14 protein-coding genes are annotated in these 24,311 nt (G+C 56.0%); 5 read left to right on the top strand and 9 right to left on the bottom strand.

The features are described 5' to 3' along the window. Window positions 1-546: 546 nt before the first annotated feature. The gene (locus LAO21_18575) at window positions 547-3,609 is read right to left on the bottom strand and encodes a TonB-dependent receptor (GenBank protein ID MBZ5554727.1); all 3,063 of its coding nucleotides are present in this window, start codon (window positions 3,607-3,609) and stop codon (window positions 547-549) included. Between the two features lie 729 nt (window positions 3,610-4,338). On the opposite strand from LAO21_18575, the gene LAO21_18570 reads away from it, so the two are divergent. Continuing rightward, on the top strand, window positions 4,339-7,356 hold the full coding sequence (locus LAO21_18570; protein MBZ5554726.1) for a carboxypeptidase regulatory-like domain-containing protein: 3,018 nt from the start codon (window positions 4,339-4,341) through the stop codon (window positions 7,354-7,356). Between the two features lie 172 nt (window positions 7,357-7,528). On the opposite strand, the gene LAO21_18565 is transcribed toward LAO21_18570, so the two are convergent. Then, window positions 7,529-10,618, bottom strand: a complete 3,090-nt coding sequence (locus tag LAO21_18565) for a carboxypeptidase regulatory-like domain-containing protein (protein ID MBZ5554725.1) — start codon at window positions 10,616-10,618, stop codon at window positions 7,529-7,531. Window positions 10,619-11,165: 547 nt separating this feature from the next. Here LAO21_18565 and hpt point away from each other — a divergent pair. From hpt to LAO21_18545, 4 genes are all read left to right on the top strand, one after another. Next, the gene (gene hpt, locus LAO21_18560; protein ID MBZ5554724.1) at window positions 11,166-11,723 is read left to right on the top strand and encodes a hypoxanthine phosphoribosyltransferase; all 558 of its coding nucleotides are present in this window, start codon (window positions 11,166-11,168) and stop codon (window positions 11,721-11,723) included. A 16-nt stretch (window positions 11,724-11,739) separates the two neighbouring features. Further along, complete coding sequence (gene rpiB, locus LAO21_18555; GenBank protein ID MBZ5554723.1) at window positions 11,740-12,375, top strand: ribose 5-phosphate isomerase B; 636 nt, start codon at window positions 11,740-11,742, stop codon at window positions 12,373-12,375. Window positions 12,376-12,650: 275 nt separating this feature from the next. Next, on the top strand, window positions 12,651-13,388 hold the full coding sequence (gene deoC / locus LAO21_18550) for a deoxyribose-phosphate aldolase (GenBank protein ID MBZ5554722.1): 738 nt from the start codon (window positions 12,651-12,653) through the stop codon (window positions 13,386-13,388). Window positions 13,389-13,548: 160 nt separating this feature from the next. Next, window positions 13,549-15,345, top strand: coding sequence for a GAF domain-containing protein (locus LAO21_18545; protein MBZ5554721.1), 1,797 nt, complete (start codon window positions 13,549-13,551; stop codon window positions 15,343-15,345). Between the two features lie 151 nt (window positions 15,346-15,496). Here the strand turns inward: LAO21_18545 and LAO21_18540 are convergent, their stop codons facing one another. From LAO21_18540 to LAO21_18510, 7 genes are all read right to left on the bottom strand, one after another. Continuing rightward, window positions 15,497-16,093 carry a hypothetical protein gene (locus tag LAO21_18540; protein MBZ5554720.1) on the bottom strand — a complete coding sequence of 199 codons (597 nt, stop codon included), beginning with the start codon at window positions 16,091-16,093 and terminating at the stop codon, window positions 15,497-15,499. 638 nt (window positions 16,094-16,731) lie between these two features. Then, window positions 16,732-17,922: a DUF5009 domain-containing protein gene (locus tag LAO21_18535; protein ID MBZ5554719.1), complete on the bottom strand. Its 1,191-nt coding sequence runs from the start codon at window positions 17,920-17,922 to the stop codon at window positions 16,732-16,734. Between the two features lie 16 nt (window positions 17,923-17,938). Beyond that, window positions 17,939-18,829, bottom strand: coding sequence for a GTPase Era (gene era / locus LAO21_18530; GenBank protein MBZ5554718.1), 891 nt, complete (start codon window positions 18,827-18,829; stop codon window positions 17,939-17,941). A gap of 6 nt (window positions 18,830-18,835) precedes the next feature. Next, the gene (locus tag LAO21_18525) at window positions 18,836-20,104 is read right to left on the bottom strand and encodes a hemolysin family protein (protein ID MBZ5554717.1); all 1,269 of its coding nucleotides are present in this window, start codon (window positions 20,102-20,104) and stop codon (window positions 18,836-18,838) included. Then, a complete protein-coding gene (gene ybeY / locus LAO21_18520) occupies window positions 20,101-20,535 on the bottom strand; it encodes an rRNA maturation RNase YbeY (GenBank protein ID MBZ5554716.1) in 435 nt (144 codons plus the stop codon). The genes LAO21_18525 and ybeY overlap by 4 nt, the downstream gene beginning before the upstream one ends. 195 nt (window positions 20,536-20,730) lie before the next feature. After that, entirely contained in the window at window positions 20,731-23,097 is a 2,367-nt protein-coding gene (locus LAO21_18515; GenBank protein MBZ5554715.1) for an HDIG domain-containing protein, read from the bottom strand. After that, window positions 23,090-24,139 (bottom strand): PhoH family protein, encoded by a 1,050-nt coding sequence (locus LAO21_18510; protein ID MBZ5554714.1) that lies wholly within the window; start codon window positions 24,137-24,139, stop codon window positions 23,090-23,092. The genes LAO21_18515 and LAO21_18510 overlap by 8 nt, the downstream gene beginning before the upstream one ends. Between the last annotated feature and the right edge of the window lie 172 nt (window positions 24,140-24,311).

The following is a 24,311-nucleotide window of genomic DNA, read 5'->3' as shown; positions in this document are numbered from 1 at the left end:
AGTCACAAGGTTTTCAGGTAAAAAAGTTATTGATAATTCAGGACTTTGCAAACATCACAGGCGAATCCAGACTAAGCTTATCCACTTTATACAAATATTGGGAATCCTCCTATGGTTTATTAAATCAGGAGCCGCTTGAACCCGCGGGATGACTCCGGGTCGACCTCATGCGCAGTTCAATTTCAGGTGGAGGATCAGTATGGAGGAGTGATGTTACAAGCGCATGACAAAAGAATGAAGATCTCGAAGTCCAGTTAAAGTCTCCCATCCAGGGGAAGGGGCATCCCGTCCGGATGGTGGAACTCTCGAGTCCCTACTGAGGTCGGTCAGTACGCGTTCCTGGTTCTCCTGGAGACATTGTCCCATCTCAAAATGAATCAACTGATCCATTCTGTATGCTTTTGAAGAGAAGATCACTCGTCACTGAGTTCGGAATTTATGTTCAGTGTTGGAAGGGGGAGAGGGAACCCGGGGCCCTTAACGAAACAAAAAAAGGGCAGGTCGGATCGGATGATCCTTCCTGCCCCATTTGAATCCTCTACGGATTTACCAGATGAACTTCAAGCCCATCTGAAACTCACGCGGGCCAAAGATGGTATTTCCCACGTTGATAGGTGCAAGGAATGCCTGCTTGGAGTAGGGCGCCAGCGGCAGTACAAAGTTGGTTCCGGTCTTCTGGACGGTCCCGGTTTGAAACTGGATCAGATTGAAGCTGGTGTAATTGACCCGGTTGAACAGGTTGAATCCTTCCCAGATAAACTGGAACTTCGCCTTTTCACTGACCTTGAAGGTACGAGTGAACCGCATATCCACGGTGGCCTGACCCGTACCGGTATAGGATCCCGGCGCCACGAACGGAACGCGATAACTGCCTCCCGTCCCGTTGGTCGTGGAGGTCACTGTCGTTCCCGAAAGTCCGCCGCTGATGGTTGCCGTCTGGGGCTTGCCATCGGAGAAGGTCATAATGCCGCCGAACTGCCAATCATTAAAGACCGCCTTGACAAAAGCATTGTCGGTGTAACGGCTGACCGACGGGGCCAAGATGAAGTTGGTGACCCAACGTTTGCGCACATCGAATCGGGAGAGTCCCTTTTCAAGGCTCAAGTTGTTGGGATCAAACTGCTGGCTGTAGCTCGCAAAGTTGGTCTGCGAACTCTGGCCGTTGTCAATCGCCTTGGCGATGGTGAAGTTGGACTGCAACTGAACCCCGTGACTCATTCGCTTGGATATATTCATCACGAAGGCATTGTAACTGGAGTTCAATACGCTCTCCGTCATGATGATGGCGCCCGCTCCCGAGTTTGGCCGGGACCCGAGGTAGACCGGGAATGGTCCTTGAGCAGAGCCATCGGGGAGGGTGTAAGTGATCGTTCCGGTCGGCGTCGGGAGATTGGTGTCCCGGAAGGTGGGGAGGCGCTGGCCGCGGCTCATGAGATAGGATCCGGAAACGGTCACCCCGTGAGAGAGTTCACGTTCGAGCACCAGGTCCACCGAGTGAATGACCGGCCGGACATAATCAGGCGCAAACTCGTTGATGGTCTGCGTTGATGCCGCCGCACCCGAGGGCGGTCCGGTGAGCACATTCGGGAACACAGGGGAGACGGGAGAGGTCGGAGTAATGTAGTAGCTGGAATTCACGATCCCATTGTTGAGCAGGCCATTGGCGATGGCACTGTTGGAGGTGCGTCCATAGTACATTCCATAGCCGCCTCGCAGAACAGTCTTGTGCGTTCCACCCACGTCCCACGAAAATCCAAAACGCGGACCAAAATTATTGGTGTCCTTGTTGAACGTCTGTGTGAGGGGGAAGGCCGAATTTCCATTGGTGGGTTGTGGCAGCTGCGAGTATTCATACCGTATTCCAAAATACAAAGTAAACGAGGGACGGAAACGGTAATTATCCTGGAGGTAGAGGTTCCAGTCGGTAGTGGGGAAGAAGAGGAGCCCGTTCTGGCCCGTTAGATCAAAGGCCTGCTGGAAGTTGCTGTAATGCTTTCCCGTGGTGGCGCCGCTGCTGACCGGGACGCAGCCGCTGGCTTGAGCCGGGCAATCGGAAGCCAGATTGTTCAAGCTCGTATAGCTGTACGTCCCGCCTCCGTTGTAGAGGTTGATTTGGAGTTCCCGGACGTAGTTAATGTCCGCTCCCGCCTTGAAGGAGTGGTTTCCATGGATGAACGAGTAATTGTCTGCGAATTGAAATCGCTTTTCATTCGGATATGCGGCTCGCGGCAGGTAGTTGGGCATGCCGGTGCTGATGCCTCCGGTGAAGGAAACCGACGGGCCGGGGGAGTTCGGAATCTGAGACTCGAAATCACGCCCAAATTGAAAACGGAATTCATTGACCGTGTTGGCGGTCAGGACCGAGGTGAGACGCAGATTGAGCATGTCGGTCCGGACGCGATCCAATCCATTGGCAGACGGGGAAACGGTGATCGTGGATTGAGTCTGGATTCCATTGGGCGAGTTCCATTTCTGGAAATTGTACGCACTTGTTAACGTGTTATTCTGATTAATCATCCAGTCGAGCTTTCCCAGCAGAACATAATTGTCGCCCGAGCGTTCGAACAGGCCGCTCTGGGTGTTGAGAAAGGCGATCGTGGCGGCACATCCGGGGACAGTGCAGGCGACGAGGTTGTAAGGGGTGTCGGGAATGACGAACCCCGGGAAGTGTCGCTTCTGCTGGTCATAGTTGGCAAAGAAAAACACCTTGTCCTTCACCAGGGGCCCACCCACTGAGCCTCCGAACTGCTGTCGCCGTTCCGGCGGTTTCTTCTGGTCTTCAGTCAGGGTCGACAAAGCATTGACGCGTGGATTCTTGGCCATGAACGATCCATCGCGGAGAAAGTAGAAACCCTCGCCATGGATATCGTTGGTGCCGGACTTGGTCACGGCATTCACGGTACCGCCGGCTGCTCGACCAAATTCTGCCGAGAAATTGCTCAGGCCAACTTGAAATTCCTTCACGGCAGCCTGGCTGATGGTGTAAGAGATGCGCGTGCGTCCCCGCGCTTCGGAGAAGAACGCCTGATTGTTGTCGGCGCCATCAATCGAGTTGTTGTTGTAAAGTCCCGAAACCCCGCGATAGCTCACCAGACCATAATCGCCATCCGGCGTGACTCCGGGCGTAAGGAGGACAAAGTTCTCCCAGCGACGTCCATTGATGGGAAGATCTTGAACGGCCCGCTCCCCGACGGTCGAAGTCATTTCAATTCGTTCGGGGTCGGTTACGGCCGCTTCACTGGTCACTTCGACGGTGACCTGACCACCTGCGACTTGCATCTTGAGATCCGCTGCATGCGATGACCCTACGACCAGGGTCAACCGCTCGATCTTCGCCGTTGCAAAGCCTGTCATCGTCGCCGTGACTTCATACTCCCCCGGCGGCAGCAAGTCGGCGCGGTAATGTCCCGAGCCGTCCGTCATAAGTTCGCGGATGGCGTTGGTGCCGAGGTTTCGGACAACCACCTTGACACCCGGCATCACGGCGCCCGTGGTATCCGAAATGACTCCTTCGATCGATCCTGTACCTTGACCCTGCGCCCAGAGGGTCGATGTCATCAGCCCAGCGAGAATCACAAACAGGGCGCATATTAAAAGCCTTTTAATCATTGCGTAGCTCCTTTTGGTTTTAGGATTACATGGTAAGACTGCTTGGTGTTGCACACTTGTGACCGGTTTCTGGTAAGTATGCCGCCGGTTTCGGTTGTCATAACACTAGGTTGGGATACGTACTGCGAGAGAGTGGCAAAGCCTCCAATGCCTAGATCTACCAACGTGCATCTAGATGGCCAAATTTATTGAATTTTAGGGGCCTAGTAAAATCTGAACATTCAACAGTTACCGTGCATGAAGATCTCAGTGCCCAAGGGTGGCGGTGCTGAATTCCAACTTTTGGAAGGCCACTATGGTTTCTGGGAATTTGGAGGATTCGAGTCCAAAGAGAAACAATTTCTTATAAGGATGAAATCGTCTTCCGAAGCTATCGGTGACGTAAAGATGAGATTTCGCTGCAATTGCCAGTCCTGATGCGCGGTGACATCTCAGCGGATTCTTGGACGCAGATTTTCTGCAGGATGAATTGCAGACCTTCCTTGACTCAAAGCACTATGGGAACCGGTATATGAACATCCGAAAATTGATTGAAAATTTTCGGGAATTCCTTTACCTTTTCCTGCGAATACTTCAAGCCAGTCTGACTAAAGAAATTTCGAATTTTCAACCGGAGACTACCCCATGTTTTGAGGGGGTCATCGTGTAACCCGGATGGAGAGCCCGGTTATGCACGACGACTTCAAGACCCGAAACGTAATTTCAACTCGCCGACAGGAGGCAGGTCCAATGACAACAAGAACTGAAAATTTCTGCAGAATATTTTGCGTCGTGATGGCTGCGCTGCTCATGATTGCAGGGAGTGCGTGTGTTTCATTTGCACAGGCGGAATCGACCGGAGGGACCATCGAAGGGACCGTGGTGGACCCGTCGGGCGGCGTGGTTCCCGGGGCCCAGGTGACCGCAAAAAATCTGGCCACCGGATTGACCCGTTCGATGACCACCGACACCGCCGGCTACTTCCGCATTTCGGCGCTCCCCGTGGGTGAGTATGAGGTCACGGTTCAGGCGGCGGGTTTCAGCACTTCGAAGGCCTCCTCGGTGAAACTGACCGTCGGTCAGGTCCTCACGGTGAATTTCACGGCGGCGGTGGCGGGTCAAAAGCAAACCATTACGGTCACGGAGCAGGCGCCGGTGGTGGAAACAACGCGGAGCAGCGTGTCGAATACGGTCGGTGACGTCTCGATCGCCGATCTGCCCGTCAATGGCCGGAATTTCATCGATTTCGTCTTGCTGACTCCGGGAGTGACGCGGGACAACCGCCTCGGGGATATCAGTTTCGCGGGCCAGCGCGGGACCTTGAACAGCTTGCAGATTGATGGCACCGACAACAACAATACGTTCTTCGGTCAGACCCTCGGCCGCACCGGGTCCGGCCGCGCTCCCTACCAATTCAGCGAGGATTCGGTCAAGGAATTCCAGGTGAACTCGAATTCCTACTCCGCGGAATTCGGCCGCGCCGGTGGCGCCGTCATCAATGTCGTCACGAAGTCGGGCACAAACGCTTTCCATGGGACTGCCTTTGAGTTTTACCGCGACAAATCGCTCAACGCCAACGACTTTTTCAACAATTCACTGAACCGCCCCAAGTCGCCTTTTCACTTCAATCAGTTCGGCGGCAACATCGGCGGTCCCATCGTGAAAAACAAGGCGTTCTTCTTTTTTGACTACGACGGACAACGGAACACGCAACCGAACGTGGTATTCCTGGGCGGGAAGCAGCCGTTCCTGACCGATGCCGCGACGCAACAGGGCCTGGCCCTACTCACCCCCCTTGCCAACAGCTGGAATCGGACCCAGAACCAGGACGTTTTCCTGTGGAAGGTCGATTGGCAGATGACTCAGAACAATCACCTGACCGGCCGTTTCAACCATCAGAAATTCAATGGCGAGGGCTTTGAGAACGGCGGAGCACAGAATTCGTCTCAACATACCGGAGCTTCCAATGTTTTCACCGACACCGTGAGTGCCGGTCTCACCTCAGTCCTGTGGAAGAATACTGTCAATGAAGCCCGCTTCCAGTTTGCGCGCGACAAGGAGCCGGGGCTGGCCAACAGCGATAAACCCGAAGCAGTGATCAATGAAGGGGGACAAACCGTTTTAACCATCGGTCGCAATTCTTTTAGCCCGCGGGAAACGACGATAAAGCGCATTCAGTTCGTCGACAATGTGGCACACACCTTTGGCCGCCATAACTTCAAAGCGGGATTCGACGTCAACATCGATCGCATCCTTAACTTTTTTCCCGGCAACTTTTTCGGCGCGTACACGTTCAACAGCCTGGCCAGCTTTGCCGGTGGAGTTCCGAACGGGTCGGGAGAGAAATACGTTCAAGCCTTTCCCGGGAACGGCACTTCAGGGCCTTCCACATTCCCGGATTTCTGGGAATTGGGATGGTTCGTTCAGGATGAATTCCATGCCGCGTCCAATCTGACCTTGAATTTTGGATTGCGTTACGACATCCAGGATTTCAATCAACCCGCCACCAAGAATCCGGACCCACAACTGGCCGCGGCGGGGATTGATACCAGCTTTCTGAATACCGATAAGAACAACTTTGGACCCCGATTTGGATTTGCCTGGAAGCCCAAGGGGTCGGACAGGCTGGTGGTGCGCGGAGGATATGGCATTTTCTATGGGCGCACGCCGTCGATCATGGTGGGAACAGCCCACTCCAATAACGGGATCAACGTCCAAACCCTGACCTTCACCGGTACCGGGGTTCCCACCTATCCGAATATTCTTTCGGCAATTCCTACCGGGGCTGCCCCTCCTCCAGCGACCATCTTTGTTTTTTCGAAGGATTATGTGCAGCCGTACGTTCAGCAGGGAAGTTTCGGAGTGGAGTATCAGATCATGAAAGACACTTCCCTCACTGTCTCGTATCTGGGCGTTCGGGGAGTCAAATTGCAGCGCACTATTGATCGCAACCTGGCGCCGCCCGTGCTCAAGACCCTGCCCACAAAGGACGGTCCACAGGTGACCTTCCCCTTCTTTGGCAATCCCAGGCCTCTCAGCCACTTTCTCCGCATCGCGACTTTTGAAAGTGATGCCAACTCCATCTACCACGGGATGACGATTTCCCTGAACAAGCGATTCTCTCAGAACTATCAGCTCATGATGGCTTACACATATAGCAAGGTCATCGATGATGTTCCTGACGCCACGTCCGTCGTTCCGTTTAGCAGCGGGGATGACGGAAAGCAGATATTCAATACCTTTGATGTCCGTTCGGATCGGGCACTGGGAATCAATGACCAGCGGCATCGTTTTGTGGTGAGCGGTGTTTGGGATTTAGCCAACTATGCGAAAGGTCTGGCGAACCCGCTCGCTCGAGCCCTGGCCGGCGGGTGGTCGCTCAGCGGTATTTTGACGGCGCAGTCCGGCCAACCCTATACCGCGAAGGTGGGAGGTGGAGATTTAAACGGGGATTCGAACCAACAGACGGATCGATTCCCCGGGGTGGGTCGTGATACCTTCACACTCCCGAATTTCGTGTCCCTGGATCCCCGCGTGACTCGCGAGATTCCGATTTACGAACGGGCCCGGATGCAGTTGATCTTTGAAGGGTTCAACATCTTCAACCGGACCAACTTCAACAGCGTGCGAACGACGCAGTGGTCTTTGTCGACGGGTACGCCGCAACAGCCCACCCCGCTGACCCTCGTCCGGCAATCCAATTTCGGGACACCACTCTCGACGGCGGGTTCGCGGATCTTGCAGTTGGCGGTAAAGATCACGTTCTAGTTGAATGCATAGCGGGGTGACGAGGCTCGTCGCCCTACGGGCAGGTTTGAAGGCGGGTCACTAAACAAAGTGACCCGCCCTTTTTTTCGAGACGCCTAACCCCTCACCTGTACAAAACAAAAATCGCCAGTCCGCCGAGGCGGACTGGCGATTTGTCATACCTGATGCCTCATTAGAAGGTGAAACGGATTCCCAACTGTGTCTGGAACGGCGGACCCGGGCTATTGTTCTTGTCGTAGGTTCCGTCCGCCAGGAAGATACGCTGGAACGAAGTGAGGGGCGCCACCGTGGCACCGGTCGCATCAATTCCAACCCCGTAGCGGGAGTTGGTGCTTCCAATCTGGACATTATCAAAGTTGAACACGTTGAAGAAGTCTGCCAGGAACTGAAGCCCAAAGCGATCTCCTTTGAACTTGAAGGTCTTGGAGAGGCGCATATCCACATTGTATATCGGCTGGTTGCGGAAGGAATTTCGAGGGAAGATGACCCCGGGAGCCGAGTACGGACGGTCGGTACTGATCGCGTCGCCGTTCATGTCGCTGCCGGCCGCGGCGTTCAAGGAAATTCCTGAGTAGATGCGAGCATTCGAACTGATCTCGAATCCCCAGGGCAGGGTGTAATTTGTAATCCAGCTGAACTGGTGCCGGCGATCAAGGCGGGAGAAGCCATAGTCCAGGTTCAGGTGGAATTGATCGACCGCATCCGAGCCGCCGGAACTTCTCTCATTGTCGTCATCGGAATAGTTCCACGAAAGCGTGTAAAAGGCCTTCATCTGGAGCTTGGTGCGAGCATAGTTCAACCGGAAGACCAGCCCTTTGTACAGGGAGCGGGCCGAGGACTCGCGGATCTGAACACTGCTGAGCGATGAGACGGGGCGGATGAGCGAGGGCACGTTGTAGACGAATCGACCGTCGGCGGCCCGAAGGGTCGGTGCCGGCAGGTCGAGTTCGTGGTTTCGCTCGAGGTGCACGGTGTTGACGTAATAAAAGTCAGCGCCCGCCGTGATCCCCTTGGCGAGTTCGTGTTCGACGCCCAATGCCCACTGGAAGGATCGCGGATTCTCGAAATCGCGGGCCATGCCCAGAGGTCCTGCCCCCGCAAACGGATCGAAGGTCAAACCGAGTGCCGTGGCGATACTCTGGACTTGCTGGACCGTCAGGATCGGCAGGTTGCCCAGGGTGAACTTGTTGAGGTCGATCCCGATCGCGAGCAACTGTTTGTACACCGTGTTATTCGGATTGCCGGCCGGGACTGCAAGAGGCAAGCGGATGCGCAGGTCTCCGGGAGGGATCCGGAAATTGTTCAGAGGATTGGAAAACACCAGCAGGGGAGTCGGCGCATAGAAGACTCCCGCATTCCCGCGAATCACCGTGGTCCCGTCTCCCTTCGGATCAAACGCAAACCCCAGGCGGGGTGCAAACTGCTTGGTCTGGTCCGGAATGAAGTTGGGATCGAACGAAAGGCCCACCGGGAACGTGAGGTTTTGAACCTTGTTGATCATGGAGGTGTTGTTGGCCTCCGGAGGGGGATTCAAGGCCGCCTCCCAGCGCAAACCATAATTCAAAGTGAACCGGCGGCTGATTCTCCAATTGTCCTGCGCAAAGAACGCCAGACCGTTGGCCCCCGCTCCCAGCGTCCCGTTGCCCAAGGCATGTTGATAAAATGCCGTCGTGTTATCAAACCGGTTCTTGGTAGGCTGGGCCGCATTGAGCGACATGATCTGAAGATTCGTCGTCGGGTTGCTCCCCGTAAAGCGGAAGGCCCCGCTCTGGTCGAACGCAAAGAGCTGGAAGATGTTCGTGTAATTGTATTCACCACCGACGCGGATGCTGTGGCCGCCCTTGGTCCAGGCAATCGAGTTGGAGAGCTGGATCCGGTAGTCGGTCGCCGTCGTCGGCAGGAAGCTCACGGTTCCGAAGCTTCCGACCCCGCTCGCCTCGACTGTGGTGGCGATGGCATTGGCATCGCGGGGACGCTCTTCACGGGAATACTGCATCCGGAGTTCATTCAGGAGATTCGACGAGAAGACCGTCGTCAACTGGCCTGCGATGGTATGGATTCGATCGCCTTCCGTGCCGTTGTTCGTGAGCGCGGTGTTGGTGGTGGGGTCGATTTGTGTGCCGGCATTGACGGCGTTCAATCCGGTATTTCTAGAATAGTTGTAACGGACCGACAGTCGATTCTTGATCCCGAAGTTGTTATCGATTTTGACCAGAAATGCCGTCGCGTCGTTGGTCGCGGTGTAGGGTCCTTCCAAGGTCTTAAAGAAATCGAAGGCCTCGGAGTTGGTGGCGTCCCGGACAACGTTATTCAACGCTGTAAATCCCACCTGGCGGGGAATTCTCTGGTCTTGCCGCTCAATGGATCCAAAGAAGAAGGTCTTATCCTTGCGGATGGGCCCGCCTGCCGATCCGCCTTCCTGCCATTGGTTCGTCACGGCGCGCTGGCCAAAGGCGTTGTTCGCCCCCAACCCTTTCAGCCGGGTGAGTGAAAAGATGGTCCCATGAATTTCATTGGTGCCCGATTTCGTGACGGCATTGACCAGTCCACCGGTGGACCGTCCAAATTCGGCGGAATAGCCTTGCGCCACGACCTGGAATTCCTGGATGGACTCCTGAGGAATCGTGAAGGCGAGATTCGACCGTTCTCCTCCCCGGAGACCTCCAAAGAAGGGCTCATTATAATCAGCCCCATCGATGTTGACGTTGCCATTGATTCCACGCTGGCCCACGAAGGAAAGTTGTTGGCGCTGAGGTTCCACCTGAACCGTGGGGGTGATCGTCACAAAGTCATGGAATCGGCGGCCATTGATCGGCAGGTTCGAAATATAGTCGTCGTTCAGCGTCGCCCCCGCCTCGGAGCGGGTGACTTCAAGTTGAGCCGCGGAGACTTCAACCACTTGGCTGAGGCCTCCCACTTGCAACGTGATGTTGAGGTCGATGGCACTGCCGACCGTCACCACCACATCCGGTTCTTTGGCGGTGCTGAATCCCTGCTTCTCAACCGTCACCGTATACTTGGCGGGAGGCAGGGACAGGGCCCGATATTGTCCGACATCATTCGTCAACAACTCTCGGGTCAGGCCCGTAGCCGGATTGACGACGGTGACTTTAGCGCTGGGAATCGCTGCGCCCGTCTGGTCCGTAACAATCCCGGCAATCTGGCCGGTGCTTCCCTGGGATTGGGCAAGAACCGGTGTCGCAGCCAAAAACAAGAGTATTGAGAAAATGGCCCATAAGCGGAGAGAGATTCTGGTTCTCATGGTTCCTCCTTAAGAGATGATTCCTTGCAATTAGTAGGTTCTCGAACTTCAGAATCCGGAGCGGGGATTCATCCTGATTTCGAGTACTGGGCAGTCCCCCGGCGAGAGCAGCAACCCATCGAACGCACTCGCAGATCTAGGGATGAAATAACATAAGTTCAGATGATTCAATGATGCCGAGATTTGAATTGGGACAGCGCCTCCGGTCCAGCTTGTCCTGCTTCCCGTCTATTCGCCTTCAGAAAGCGAAATGAGCAGCCTCCCCGACGGGGTGTGTATCCATAGGATTCTCTTGCCCGGAAAAATTCTGATGCCCGGGGGGTCACCCCAATACGGCTGTGAATGGTGATTCTGGAATGCGCGTGCGGAAAAACATTGAGCCCCCGACATCCAACCCGAAATCTGAGCCGAATGTAGCTCGAATTTGTCGGGAGGTCAAGTCGTCCTACCAAATATTTTGTATGGGCGCCTTGCCAACCTAGCACAAATGGTGTAAATTGCCGGCTACTGTTCCACTGCATCTCACCGCTCTTTTGAGGAAAAACAAATGTCTGCGCCGGCGTCGTTTCGAAGCAATCTCGAGCTTCTGTTGTCTCATGAAATGATCCAAAAACGGGTTCGGGAACTGGGACAGCAGATCACCGCCGAATATCAAGGGCGAACGCCTCATTTAATCGCCATCCTGAAGGGGGCCTGTATCTTTCTTTCGGATCTGGTTCGTAATATCCCCCTTCCCTTGTCTCTGGATTTCATCGCCGTCTCGAGTTATGGAGCAAGCACCAAGAGTTCCGGCGTGGTTCGCATTACGAAGGATCTTGACTCCTCGATTGAAGGGCGCGATGTCATCCTGATCGAAGATATTCTGGATACCGGATTGACACTCAGCTACCTTCAGGACTATCTGGTGAACCGGCGGCCGGCCTCCTTGAAGATTTGTGCGCTCCTGAACAAGCCGGCCAGGCGCATCAAAGAAGTCCACGCCGATTACATTGGCTTCGATATTCCGGACAAGTTTGTGGTGGGATATGGTCTGGATGTCGGGCAGAAGTACCGGAATCTCCCCGACATCTGTGTCGTGATCGATCCCAACGCGGACGTCCAATAGCCGCCTTCATTCTGCAATGAACCCACTCAAAGTTTTGACCCGGCAGGACATCCTCCCCCTGGAGCGGGGAGGCCGCATTGAAGTCGCCGCGGGAGGTATCATTACCGACAGCGCGCGGGAGGAAGCGGCCGCGCGCGGGGTGACGATAGTCCTTCTGCCCAAAGACGCAATCGGCTCGCCAGCCTCCGCTGACCGCTCGATTGCGCTCGGAGGCGACCATGGCGGTTTTGTCATGAAGGAGCAGCTGAAGAGGTTTCTTATCGAGGAACTTCATTTCACGGTCAAAGACTATGGGAGCCATGACACCGAGCCGGTCGATTACCCCGATTATGCCTACCTCGTGGCGCAGGCGGTGGCCAAGGGGGAATGCCGGCAGGGAATAGTGATTGACGGCGCCGGGATCGGATCGGCTATGGCCGCCAATAAGGTGCCTGGAATTCGTGCGGCGTTGTGTTACGATAAAGCCACCGCGCGGAATTCGCGCGAGCATAACGATGCCAACGTGCTGTCGCTGGGAGGCAAGTTACAGTCTTTCGAGGCGTTGAAAGACATCGTCACGACCTGGCTGACCACGAAGTTTGCCGGCGGACGCCACCAGAAGCGCGTCGACAAGATCATGGAGATCGAAAAGAGGTATCTGAGGAAGGAATAGGGTGCACGCCGTTTTCTCATTTCACGCAGGAGATCCCTCGCACCGGACCGGATCGGAGCGGGACCGCGAGCGGAGACTCCTCGCGCAGTTGTCGTGACAGGAACATGGCCCCAACGGACCTTGAGAAGCTGATTGAATCGATTGCCGCCGAGCTCTGGTCGCGCATGCACGCGGGTGGGTTTGCCGGGCGAACCGAAAGCGGAGGGATCGATGACCGCATCAGCCACGAATGCACCACCGAATGTCGCGGCGATTGCTCCGTGAAGACGCACAAGATGCTCGAGTGCGGCGCGGACCGGATTTCGACCTGCTCGGGCCTCTCCTGCATCGACCAGGGGATCGCCCACCTGATCGATCACACGCTGTTGAAGCCCGACGCCACGGAGGAACAGATCCTTCAGCTTTGCGAAGAGGCCCGGACTTTTCAGTTTGCCAGCGTTTGCATCAATCCGAACTGGGTTAAATTGTGCGCGCGGTTGTTGAAAGATTCCTGCGTGAAGGTGGCGACCGTCGTGGGATTTCCCCTGGGGGCCACGCTGCCCAGCGTGAAGGCCTACGAAGCCAAACAGGCGATCTGTCTGGGGGCGGACGAAGTGGACATGGTGATGAATGTCGGGGCCCTGAAATCGCGGCACTTTACGGTGGTGGAAGAAGATATCGCCGGCGTGGTCGATGTCTGTCACCGCTACGGGGCGCTCACCAAGGTGATTATTGAAACGTTTCTCCTGAATGATGAGGAGAAGATCAAGGCCTGCACGCTGGCAAAGGCGGCCCGGGCGGATTTTGTCAAAACGTCGACCGGATTTTCGGGGGGCGGGGCGACCGCGAAGGATATTGAATTGATGCGAAGAGTCGTGGGTCCGGACATCGGCGTCAAGGCTTCCGGAGGAGTCCGGACCTTCGAAGACGCCCGGCAGATGGTGGAAGCCGGTGCAACGCGGATCGGTGCGAGCGCCAGCGTGAAGATTGTCGAGGGATCGCGGCACAGTCCCGAACTGAAAATCCAGGGGTAGCCCTTCCAGGATAATTCCCGGCAGGAATCGAGGCAGGAGCCATCCTGCCTATATTTTTGTAATCGGTGTGAGAGCGGAGCCGGTCCCGGCTCCACAACGGCGCGCGGGGGCAATTCCATTTCGAAGGTTTTCCCGCGGCCGGGATGCTTGACGAGTCGTCATGAAAGATCAAAAAGATCAGATGGAAACCATTTATAAGATCCGGACGACTTCTCCGACCATCAGGCGCGAGTTGGAGGAGCGCACGCGCATCCTGACGGTGATGGTGGAGATCGGCAGAGAGATCAATGCACTTCTGGATCTTGATCAGCTGCTTCCCAAAATCGCGCAGCTCCTCAAGAGCGTTGTCGATTACCAGATCTTTGCCATTTTTCTGCTCGAAGAAAAAACGCAGGAGTTCTTTATCCGATTTGCAATTGGTCATTCGCCGGAAGTAGTCAACCATCTCCGCGTTAAGATGGGGGAGGGATTGATCGGAAGTTCGGCGGTTGAACGCCGGGTTCTATTGGTGGGAGACGTTTCCCGGGACCCCCGGTACATCAAGGCCTACGAGAAGGTGAAATCGGAATTGGCCGTTCCGTTGATTGCCCAGGGGAGGGTCATCGGGGTCCTGGATATCGAAAGCCCGAAGCCGCACTTTTTCTCGTCGTACCACAGCCACGTCTTTGAACTGTTGGGAAGTCAGATTGCCACGGCGATTGAAAACGCGAGGTTATACGAGCGGACCCGCAAACAGGCCGAAATGCTCAGCACGCTCCATTCAATCAGTGAGCAGATGATCGCGATCCTGAACCTGGAGAGCTTGCTCAAGAAAGTGGCGGAAGTCATCAAGCAGGTGATCGATTTCGAAATGTTTGCCATCATGTTGATGGATGAGCGACAGAACGTGCTCAAGACCCGCATGTCGTTCAAGTTTGACCAACGGACCCAGGAGAAACTGAGGGTGCCCCTGGGAGAAGGCCTGGTCGGAGCGGCCGCAGCCGAAAAAAGGTCGATCCGGATCGACGACGTGCTCCAGGATCCTCGTTATCTCAGCTGCAATTCAGAAACCCGGTCCGAACTCGTCATTCCCCTGATCCATAAGGATCGGGCCATCGGCGTCCTGGATTTGGAGAGTCGCAAGCCGGGATATTTCACAGAAGAGCACGAGCGGATTCTGACGCTGCTCGCCAGCCAGATTGCCACGGCGATTGAAAATGCCCGGCTCTATGAACGTGTCGCGAAGCAGGAAGCAAGGATGGAACGGGAGATGCAATTTGCCCGCGAAATCCAGTACCATCTCGTCAGCGATGAACTCCCTCATCTCGAGGGAATGGAGATTGCGGCGGAGTTCAAGCCGGCCCATATCCTCGGAGGAGACCTCTACGACTTTCTCCCGTACGACGGCTCGAAGCTCGCGATCGCGGTGGGAGACGGCTCGGGCAAAGGCGCCCCGGCGGCGCTCTACAGCGCCATGACGAGCGGGATCATTCGAACGCGCGCGACGCGGCAGTATTCTCCGGCGGAGATGCTGGTTCGGGTCAATTGGTCGCTTTGCCAGCGCCGCATCGAAGGCCGTTACATGACTTTGTGTTATGCGGTCTGGGATGAAGCGGCCCGGACGATGGTCATCTCCAATGCAGGGCTTCCCAAACCGATCTTCTGCCACGAGGGGGCCGCCGAACTGGTGGAGGTATCTGGGGTTCCGCTGGGGCTATTTCAGGACGTGGTTTATGACGAGAGGAAACTGAATTTTGCGTCGGGAGACACGATCGTATTCTACTCCGATGGCATTTCGGAAGCGATGAACCATGAAAGCGAAGAGTTTGGAACCGAGCGCCTGCTCGAGGCAGTGAAGAGCCAGTGCCACCTGGACCCGGATGCACTGAAAACCGTGCTGTTTGAAGCCGTTCGTGAATTCGCCGCCGGAACTCCACAGCGGGATGATCAGACGCTGGTCATCATGAAGGCCCGGTAGAAGGGAGCTGCAACTGCGGGGAGGTAAGAGCTTGCCCCCCTTCTTGATCCCCTGGATTTCGCCAAATCGTGTCCGAAGAAATGTGGATCCTCTGGTTTTCTGGGTGCCTAATGAAATCCGGTTTTGGCTCCAGTTGATCTTGCTAGGGGATCTATGGTGTGATGAGGCGCCGCTCGATGGCGATCTCGGTCGCGGCTGCGATTAACAAGCGAAATAGCGACGGACGAAATAATGATTCACTTTTGACTTGATATCTCATTAGTGCAACCGACTTTCGAAGGATACGCAACATCTTCCGAAACTCAATAGCAGCGTTCTCAAGGTCTGTCTCAAACGTATCAAGCAAGCACGCGAGCATGCCATCACACGTACCGCCGTGAACGAGCGGGTCGCGCCCCTTGTAATCACTTAATGTCCGGTCAATGCGGTACGGCTTAGCTTCCAGCACAAAAATCTCGTACTGCCTCGGCCGCTGGAGTTTAAGTGAACAGGCAAGGCCCAGTTCGAAGGGCATATTGAATCGAACAGGCATACCTGTCCGGCTGAGATCGTGAATCGACAGTCGGCACCTCCGAATGAGATCATGGATGCGTATCAGCCGACCCTCCCCTTTCTCGGTGACTTCAAGAACACAATGCGGTTTCTGACCGAGAAAAACAAGCACCCCGACCAATGTAACGAACAAAGGTTCATATCGGGGATCGAAGGGCACATTGACAAAGACCGCCTTCGGATCTGGCGTGGCCATTCAACCTCGCCTCGAGACCGATCGGCGCTTGGCAGCCGACCGTGATTTGCGGGTCGTTCGCCGTCTTTTTCGGAATGAGGGGCCATGCATCACGGTACCATTTGCGGAACAAACGGCGGCCTTGGCGCGACGCTCCTCGGCGGGACCGATGCTAAGTCCTGCAAGGATTGCACTGGCGCTCGCCTTTTCTAGCACAATCTTTTTCATGTCTCTTATCATAAAGGTTTGTTGTTTTCCTATATCAAAATATGATACCACGGTTCGGTGACCCAATGATTTAAGCTATTAGGCCTGGTGACGACGGGCTGCGTTTGTAACGACTTGGAGCGTGTGATTTCTCCATTCTTTATACTTCCTTCAATCAGCTAAAGAGCGCGTAGATGCAACTGTCCCCACAGTCCGTGCTCACCAATCCACCCAGCGTTAGGCTTCGTTGAAACACCCTAGCGAGAAAACGTTCAATTTGATTGCTACATGCAGCTTCCAACGGCAATGCGAATCAAACCCGAAAAGCGACAGCCGGTTGGGGAAGGCGGGCTCCAACATGCGCAGCCCACGAATAAACAAGCAGTGTTGGGGTCACATCATCCGAAGGCAAGTGCTCGCAGGGTTGGGAGTTCACGACGTTTGTCGGGATTTCAAATCTTAATGAAGATCCTTTTCCAGTAAAACACCCACATCACACCCAGCCAGAAGACCACATATGCGAGCGCCCACAACAGGGAAGCGTTAATCGGCGAGGCGAGGGGAGCGAAGAACTTGGTGTAGAGAAACGTTTGAATCAAAACCCTGCTTCCGTCAGCCTGGGCGACCTTCCAGGTAACGGACGCCTTTGCCGCCAATCCCGAGAGGACGTACACGGCGATGGCGTTTGTTCCATAGACCTCCAAGGGAACGGCCCACTTCCGGTATCCCTGGACGTCGATGATCCAGTAACAGATCCCGAAAAGGACCAGCGCCATTCCCGCCGTAAACACGGTGTAGGAACTGGTCCAGAGATTCTTGTTGATGGGAAACCAGAGGCTCATGAGCTGGCCGATGAGGATTCCCATCGCTCCCCCCAGCAACAGGCCACGAGTGCGAGAGAGCGGTGACTTTGCTACACGCAGCCAGTGAGCCGTGAGGATGCCGAGCAGGACCGATGCGATGGCCGGCAGAGTACTCAGCAATCCTTCGGGATCCCAGGTGGGCCGGTAGATGTGGCCGTGGAGCAGGGCATTGTCGATGTGGGCGGCCAGATTCGATTGCATCGTCAGTGCGCTGTAACCCGTGCCGGGAATTGGAACCGCCGTCATCACGACCCAGTATCCTCCCAGCAATCCGACCGTCGCAAGGATCTGGCCCCGGATCCTCGTGGTCAGGTAGATGAGAGCGGCAAAAAAGTAACAAAGGGCGATGCGCTGAAGCACCCCGGGAATCCGAATCCTGGAGAGGTCATAGTAGGGAAAGCCGTTCAGCAAAAGCCCCAGGGCGAAGATGATCAAGGTCCGGCGGACGACTTGCTTCAGCAGATCGGATTGGGAGGCGCCCAGGGCCCGGCGGCGCGCAAAAGAGAGGGTGAGCGAGACACCCACGATGAACAGGAAGAAGGGGAAAACCAAATCCGTCGGGGTCCACCCGTTCCAATCGGCATGCCGCAAGGGGCCATAGATACTCTTCCAGGTCCCGGGATTGTTGACCAGGATCATGGCGGCAATGGTGAGGCCGCGGAAGACGTCCAGCGAGATCATCCGCTGAACGGTTGGTTTGCTCGTGCTCCCTCCAGATCCCGGTCCTGTCGCTGCGGTAGAGGTGGCGGAAGTTTCCGTATCCGGACTGATGGCTGTCATCGCTTGGATTTGTTCCTTAAGATCTGATCCTGGTAATGCCAATTTCATCCAGGATGGCCTCGTTATCCCGCCAATGCGGGCGGACTTTCACAAACAGCTCCAGGTAGACCTTGGTATTCAAAAGGCGCTCCAGCTCCCACCGCGCATCGGTACCGATCTGCTTGAGCATTCTTCCTTTCTGGCCGATCAAGATCCCCTTCTGGGAATCGCGTTCCACGATGATGGAGGCATAAATCCGCACCAATCGCTCACCCTCCTCGAATTTCTCAAGGACGACGGCCACCGAATGCGGAACCTCTTCTCTCGTGTGATGCAGGATCTTCTCCCGTATGAACTCGGCGGCGAGGATTCGTTCGGGTTGGTCGGTGTACTCGTCCTGGGTAAAATAGGACGGACCCTCTTTCAAGGCCGCAAAGATGCGTTTCAGAAGGAGGTCCACATTCTCGCCGCTCTGGGCGCTGACGGGAATGACTTCGATCCAGCTCAATTCATGGGCGTACCGGGTGATCAAGGGGAGGAGGTCCGTCTTCTCAATCCGGTCGATCTTGTTCAGCAGAAGGAATGAAGGCAGGCCCTTCTCCTGCAGCAGGTTCAAGACGAAGCGATCCCCCTTGCCGAAGGGCAACGTGGCATCGACGATCAGCAGCACCAGATCGAGGCCTTCCAGCGCTGCATGGACCATCTTCATCATGCGTTGATTCAATCGATGAAGGGGGCGGTGGATGCCGGGGGTATCAATGAAGACGATCTGACCCTCGGGACCGTTGACGATCCCGCGGATCTGGTTGCGGGTCGTCTGCGGGACTGCGGAAACGATGGCCACCTTTTCTCCGACCAGGCGGTTCAACAGGGTTGATTTGCCCGCATTAGGTCTTCCAACGATGGCCACAAATCCCGACTTTGCCATAGAGAGTTACTCGGATGCGGTCTGTTGCTGTCTCTTTTCAACGCGCAGTTTCTGGATTTGTTTCGAGGTGGAATCGAGGATTTCGACGTGCAGCCCGTCCAGATCAAGGCGCTCGCCGGCCTGAGGAACGCGGCCAAGCTTCGAGATCACAAAGCCGGCGATGGTGGAGTAGTCCTCGTCACTGATCTCCATGCTGAGCAACTCTTCCACTCGTCCGATCGAGAGGTTCCCGGAAAAAATATATTTGTCGTCGGTGATTCGAACATAGGCTTCCGTCCGGTCTTCGTCCTCGTCATGAATCTCGCCCACGATCTCTTCAACGAGGTCTTCAACGGTGACCAATCCGGCCACGCCGCCAAACTCATCTATGACAATCACCATTTTGACCGTTTCGTTCTGCAGCTCCTTCAGAAGATCGGCCACCGGTTTGGTCTCGGGCACAAAGAGGACGGGGCGCACGACGGATTTCACGAGGCGATGTGAATCTCCCTTTTCCAGCTCCACAAGCAGGTCCCGGACAAAAACGATCCCCCAAATGTTGTCGATGTTCTCGTGATAAACCGGGATGCGGGAGTGTTTCCGGGCGACCATGAGTTCCTGAACCTGCTCGAGGGTGGCGGTATCCTCAATGGCTACAATCTCGGTCCGAGGCGTCATACAATCCTTTGCCAGCTTATCGCCAAACTCCACGACGGATTGGATGAGCGCGCCATCCGATTCTTCGATGATCCCTTCTTCCTCGCCGACATCCAGCAGTGCTTGAATCTCCCCGGGGTTGGCAGCTTCGGTCGGTTTTTCGCCGGGCATCTCGGGTTCTTCAAACACGCTCAGGGTCTTCAGGAGAAGCTCCGAGATGGGAAGGGTAAGCGCGAAGAAGCCCTGGAGGAGAGGGAAGAGCCTCAACAGGACCCGGTCGGGATGCCGCGTGGCGACGAGTCGGGGGAGGAACTGGTGGAAAATTGCGATTAAAAAAACCAGCGTGCCAAAGGTCTCCAGGAAGGCCAGGTGGAAGAGGCGTTGGTGGGTAAAATAGAGCGAGGCGAGCAGGTACACAATGAGCACCAGGCAGGTCTGCGATCCCATGGAAAGCGCTATTCGCCGCTGCTCGCGTTGTTCAACCAATTGCAGAAGGAAGGCCGTGCGGGGGTTCTTTTCCTCTTCGGCCAGGAGCCGGGCGCTGATCTTCCCGAAAGAGGCCAGTGCCACCTCCATCACGGCGATCAGAGACCACAGCATCAACACGAGGAGAAACAGAATAATCTGCAAGACATTCATAGGAGTCGCGCCCGGAGCGCATATTCTTTTCGGTTCATCACTCCGCCATCCGATTCATGGTCGAATCCCTTCAGGTGGAGGGCGCCATGGATGATGAGTAACTTGATCTCTTCCTGAAGGGAATGTCCTTCTTCATCGGCCTGGCGCCGGGCCGTCTCCGCCGAAATGATGATCTCTCCGAGTCCGGGGGTCTCTTCTCCGGGAAGGTGCTTCCAGAGACGGCTGTCCTCCTCCGCGGGGAATGAAAGCACATCGGTCGGCCGATCCGTTCCTCGAAAGCGTCGATTGAGCTCCTGCATCGCACGATCGCTGACCAGAGTAATCATGAATTCGGTTTCCTGATGTCCGAGGGCCTCCGCAAGCCGTTCTAAGAATGGATCGAAAGGCCGCACATCAATTCGAACGCGTCTTTGTCGGTTAAAAAGAGGCATGATCCGTCTTTAGTGGCGGAACCCAGAACCTGCCGCCACATTATCTCATAGATTGGAGTTTGGGGTTCTCGGGGAGAGGAAAGACATCATGAAACCGGCCGCCCGGTGCAGGGCCTTCCGCCTCCATCCCGGGGCACGCGGGTTGCGGCTATCCGTCTGACCCCGTAAAGGCTATTGGGCCCCTTCGAGAGTCCTCTACCCCGACGAAGCATCATCAATAGCCACCTGGCTGAAGTCGAATCCGGGATAGGCGATCCGCTCATGGTAAATCCCCGACAGAGTCCGAGTGAATGCCTGCTTCGCCACGGCGATCTCATTCAAAGTGAGCTGGGACTCGTCGAGTTGATGGTCACTCAAAAATCGATCAACGATGCGGTCCACTACATTCTGCAACCGCTTCGGGTTCGGGCTCTCAACGGTCCGTGCCGCCGCCTCAATGGAATCGGCCAGCATGATCAGGGCCGCCTCTTTGGATCGCGGACGAGGTCCCGGGTATCGGAATTGTTCCTCCGAGATTCCGACTTCGTCGGCATCCTGGTCCGTCTTGGCCTTGTGGTAAAAATAAGCGACCAGGCTGGTCCCATGATGTTGCGGGATGATATCCGTCACACGTCGCGGGAGGTGGAGCTGTTTGGCGATCGCCAAACCCTCCTTGACGTGGTCAATGATTACCAGGCTCGACATGTTCGGGGCCAGCTTTGAATGCCGCAGCGTCGCCTCCTTGGAGTTCTCGATGTAGTACGCGGACTTCCCCATCTTGCCGATGTCATGGTAAAGGCAGGCCACTCGGGCCAGAAGAGGATTGGCGCCGATGGTTTCAGCCGCCGCCTCGGCGAGAATGCCGACGAGGATACTGTGGTGGTATGTCCCGGGGGCCTCGGCGGCAAGCTTGCGTAAGATGGGCAGATTCAGATTCGAAAGTTCCAGCAGGCGGACGTCGGTGCAAATATCGAAGGCATTCTCGAATATGGGTAACAGCAGGGAAACCAGCCCGGCAACGAAGAATCCCCCCACCATGGCGTTTCCAAAATCAAAGAGCAGCATCTCCCAGCCATTCGGCCGTTCTCCGAGCAGCGTCAATCCGGCCACGATCACAAAATTGGAGGCGCCGACAATCACGCTGGCTTTGAGGACGGCGCTCCGGTCACGGTACTGGCGCACCGCGTAGATCGCCGCGAGACTGGAGCCCAGGGCGTAGATCGCCAGCAGCGGGGAGCGTCCCAGGTACCCCACGAACATCGAAAAGACGACTGCGTAAATCATGCCGACGCCGCCGTCCAGCAGCAGCGTGACGAGCATCGCCCCCGCGGCAAAGGGGATGGAGAACTTTGACGAAAGGAGATCATTGAAGGGCGGAAGGGCAAAATTCTGATTGATCACATCGAACGTAAACAGAAGGACCCGGGTGAGGATGAGCAGAACCGCAAAGGACACCATGACCAGCAGAAACTGCCGCTGCGGGCTCAGCCCGTCACTGCGCCGCTGGGTGAGGAAATGCCAGAGGAAAAATGACAACAGCACGACGGCCATGTAGAGGCCGGCGAAGTACTCAGGTCGGCGCCGGCGCGATTCCATTTCCCGCATCGCCTGAAGGGCCTCGACGACGTCAGGGGTGACCGCCTGGCCGGAGCGCAACAGTCGGGTTCGGCCGGGAATGTGAATTTGAACGGGGCGCACCTCTTCAACGGCCGCCCTCTGCCGGGCCAGGGTCTCGCGGGCGTTGTACAGGCCGTTGATGGCAATCAGATTCTCCGCGGCGGCAGAAAACTCCTCCCTCACTTCGCGCGGCAAGAGATTCGATTGAAGCAGTTGCTCGCGGAGCCACTGCCGGGAGCGCGTGAGAGAAGCGTGGGGAGGCAGGCCCGGGAGGATCGTCTCACCGCTCTTGTCGATGTTGAGCAAGGCGATCCGGGTGGTGGGGGAGGCCATCTCCAGGATTTCAGTGTTGTTCAAGACGCTCTCATGCAGGAGTTGCTGGAGTGCACCGCTCAATTGCTGTTCCAATGCCTCATCATAGTGACGCGCCGATAAGGCGGCGAGCAGGGCCGCGGACGACGGCCGTCCGAATTCGGCTTCGAAGGCTTGGGCGAGGATCGGCCGCTTGTTCGCCTCCGGATTGGAGGCCGCCAGAGTCCTACGAGATTCCCTGAAAAATTCATGAAGACGGAGGAGCGTGGCGTTCAATACGGTCGGATCATAATCAAAAACCACCGGCACTTTTGATACGGCCTCATCCCGCTGCAAGCGGGTGAGATCCTGGTTGGTAATGATCAGCTCATCCGATGTCACAAGATCGCTGGTGGCCAGTTCCCCAACCTGATAGTGGGGGATAGGAGTCAGAGAGATCTTTGCAAGCAAGAGAACAACCAGACCGATCAGCAGCATCGCGACGATGGCGTCCCGCAAAGTAATCGGGATGGATAGGCTTTGCAGAATCCGGGCCGGGAACGGCGAGCGCGCCCGGGATTGCTTCTGCAAGGCCGAGAGGCTTGTGGGGAAGGGGAATTCATTCCCTGCCGGGTCCCTTTTCTTGTCGGCAGGGTTGGACGGGGGATCACTCATGGATGCGTCTCGGGGAAACCGGATGATCGGAAGGCTCGCCTGACTCGTTGTGGGCGCCCTCCCCGGGTTGGGCATGACTCCCCACCCCGGTCAGGGCCCGCGAGAGATTATAGGCTTCATAGGCCTTGATGATTTCCTGGACCAGGGCGTGGCGGACGACGTCCTTTTCGTTAAACCAGACGAAGGCGATTCCGGCAATATTGGAAACCACGTCAATGGCTTCGACCAAACCCGATCGTTTGCCGCTCGGCAGGTCAATCTGAGTGATGTCACCGGTGATGACGGCTTTGGAATTAAACCCGATGCGGGTGAGAAACATCTTCATCTGTTCATGGGTGGTGTTCTGGGCCTCATCCAGGATGACGAATGATTCGTTCAAGGTGCGGCCGCGCATGAATGCAATCGGCGCCACTTCGATGACGTTCTTTTCCAGGAGCCGGTCCACCTTGTCGCGCTCGGATAGATCGTAGAGCGCATCGTAGAGGGGCTGGAGGTAGGGATCGACTTTTTCCTGCAGAGTCCCGGGCAGAAATCCCAGGCGCTCTCCCGCCTCCACGGCGGGCCGGGCGAGAACGATCCGGCTGACGGTGTGGTTCTGAAGGGCTGCCAGGGCCAAGGCCACGGCCAGATACGTCTTGCCTGTGCCTGCGGGCCCAACGCCAAACACGATGTCATGGCCCTCGATCGCTTCCACGTAGAGCCGCTGGTTCAAACTCTTCGGGGTTACTTGCTTTTTTCCAAAGGCGCGGGTCCGAAGGCTGGAAGCGATTTCGCGCAGGGAACGCGTCGGATCGTCCACTGCAATCTTGAGCAGGGATTCGACCTCTCCGTTGTCAAGACGAATCCCGTCGGTGGCGAGCTGGGCGTACCCGCGGAGAATCTCCTCGGCGGCAGCCACGCCCCCGTTGTCGCCGACAATCTCAAGATTGCCATCCAGGGTTTGAATTTGAACGCCGAAGGACTTTTCGAGGAAGCGAATATTGCGATCGAATGTGCCGAACAAGGACTGAAGTCCTTGCGTGATAGTAATGCTTTTCTTCATCGAATCAGACGCGCGGCACCTCGCTGGTCAACATACTTCTTCGCTGAAACTGGAAGGTCGGCGGACCGCAAAGCTTCTCTTGGTTTCAGTTGAAATGCGCGTCAACCAGTCGTCAATCGAGGCTACACCACGGCACTGGGAGTGTCAACGAAAATGTGTTCGAAGATGTGTT

The sequence above is a fragment of the Terriglobia bacterium genome, assembly GCA_020073085.1.
Classification (GTDB): domain Bacteria; phylum Acidobacteriota; class Terriglobia; order JAIQFV01; family JAIQFV01; genus JAIQFV01.
The sequence above is the reverse complement of the archived record's forward strand: the minus strand, read 5'-3'. Positions and strand labels throughout refer to the sequence as shown.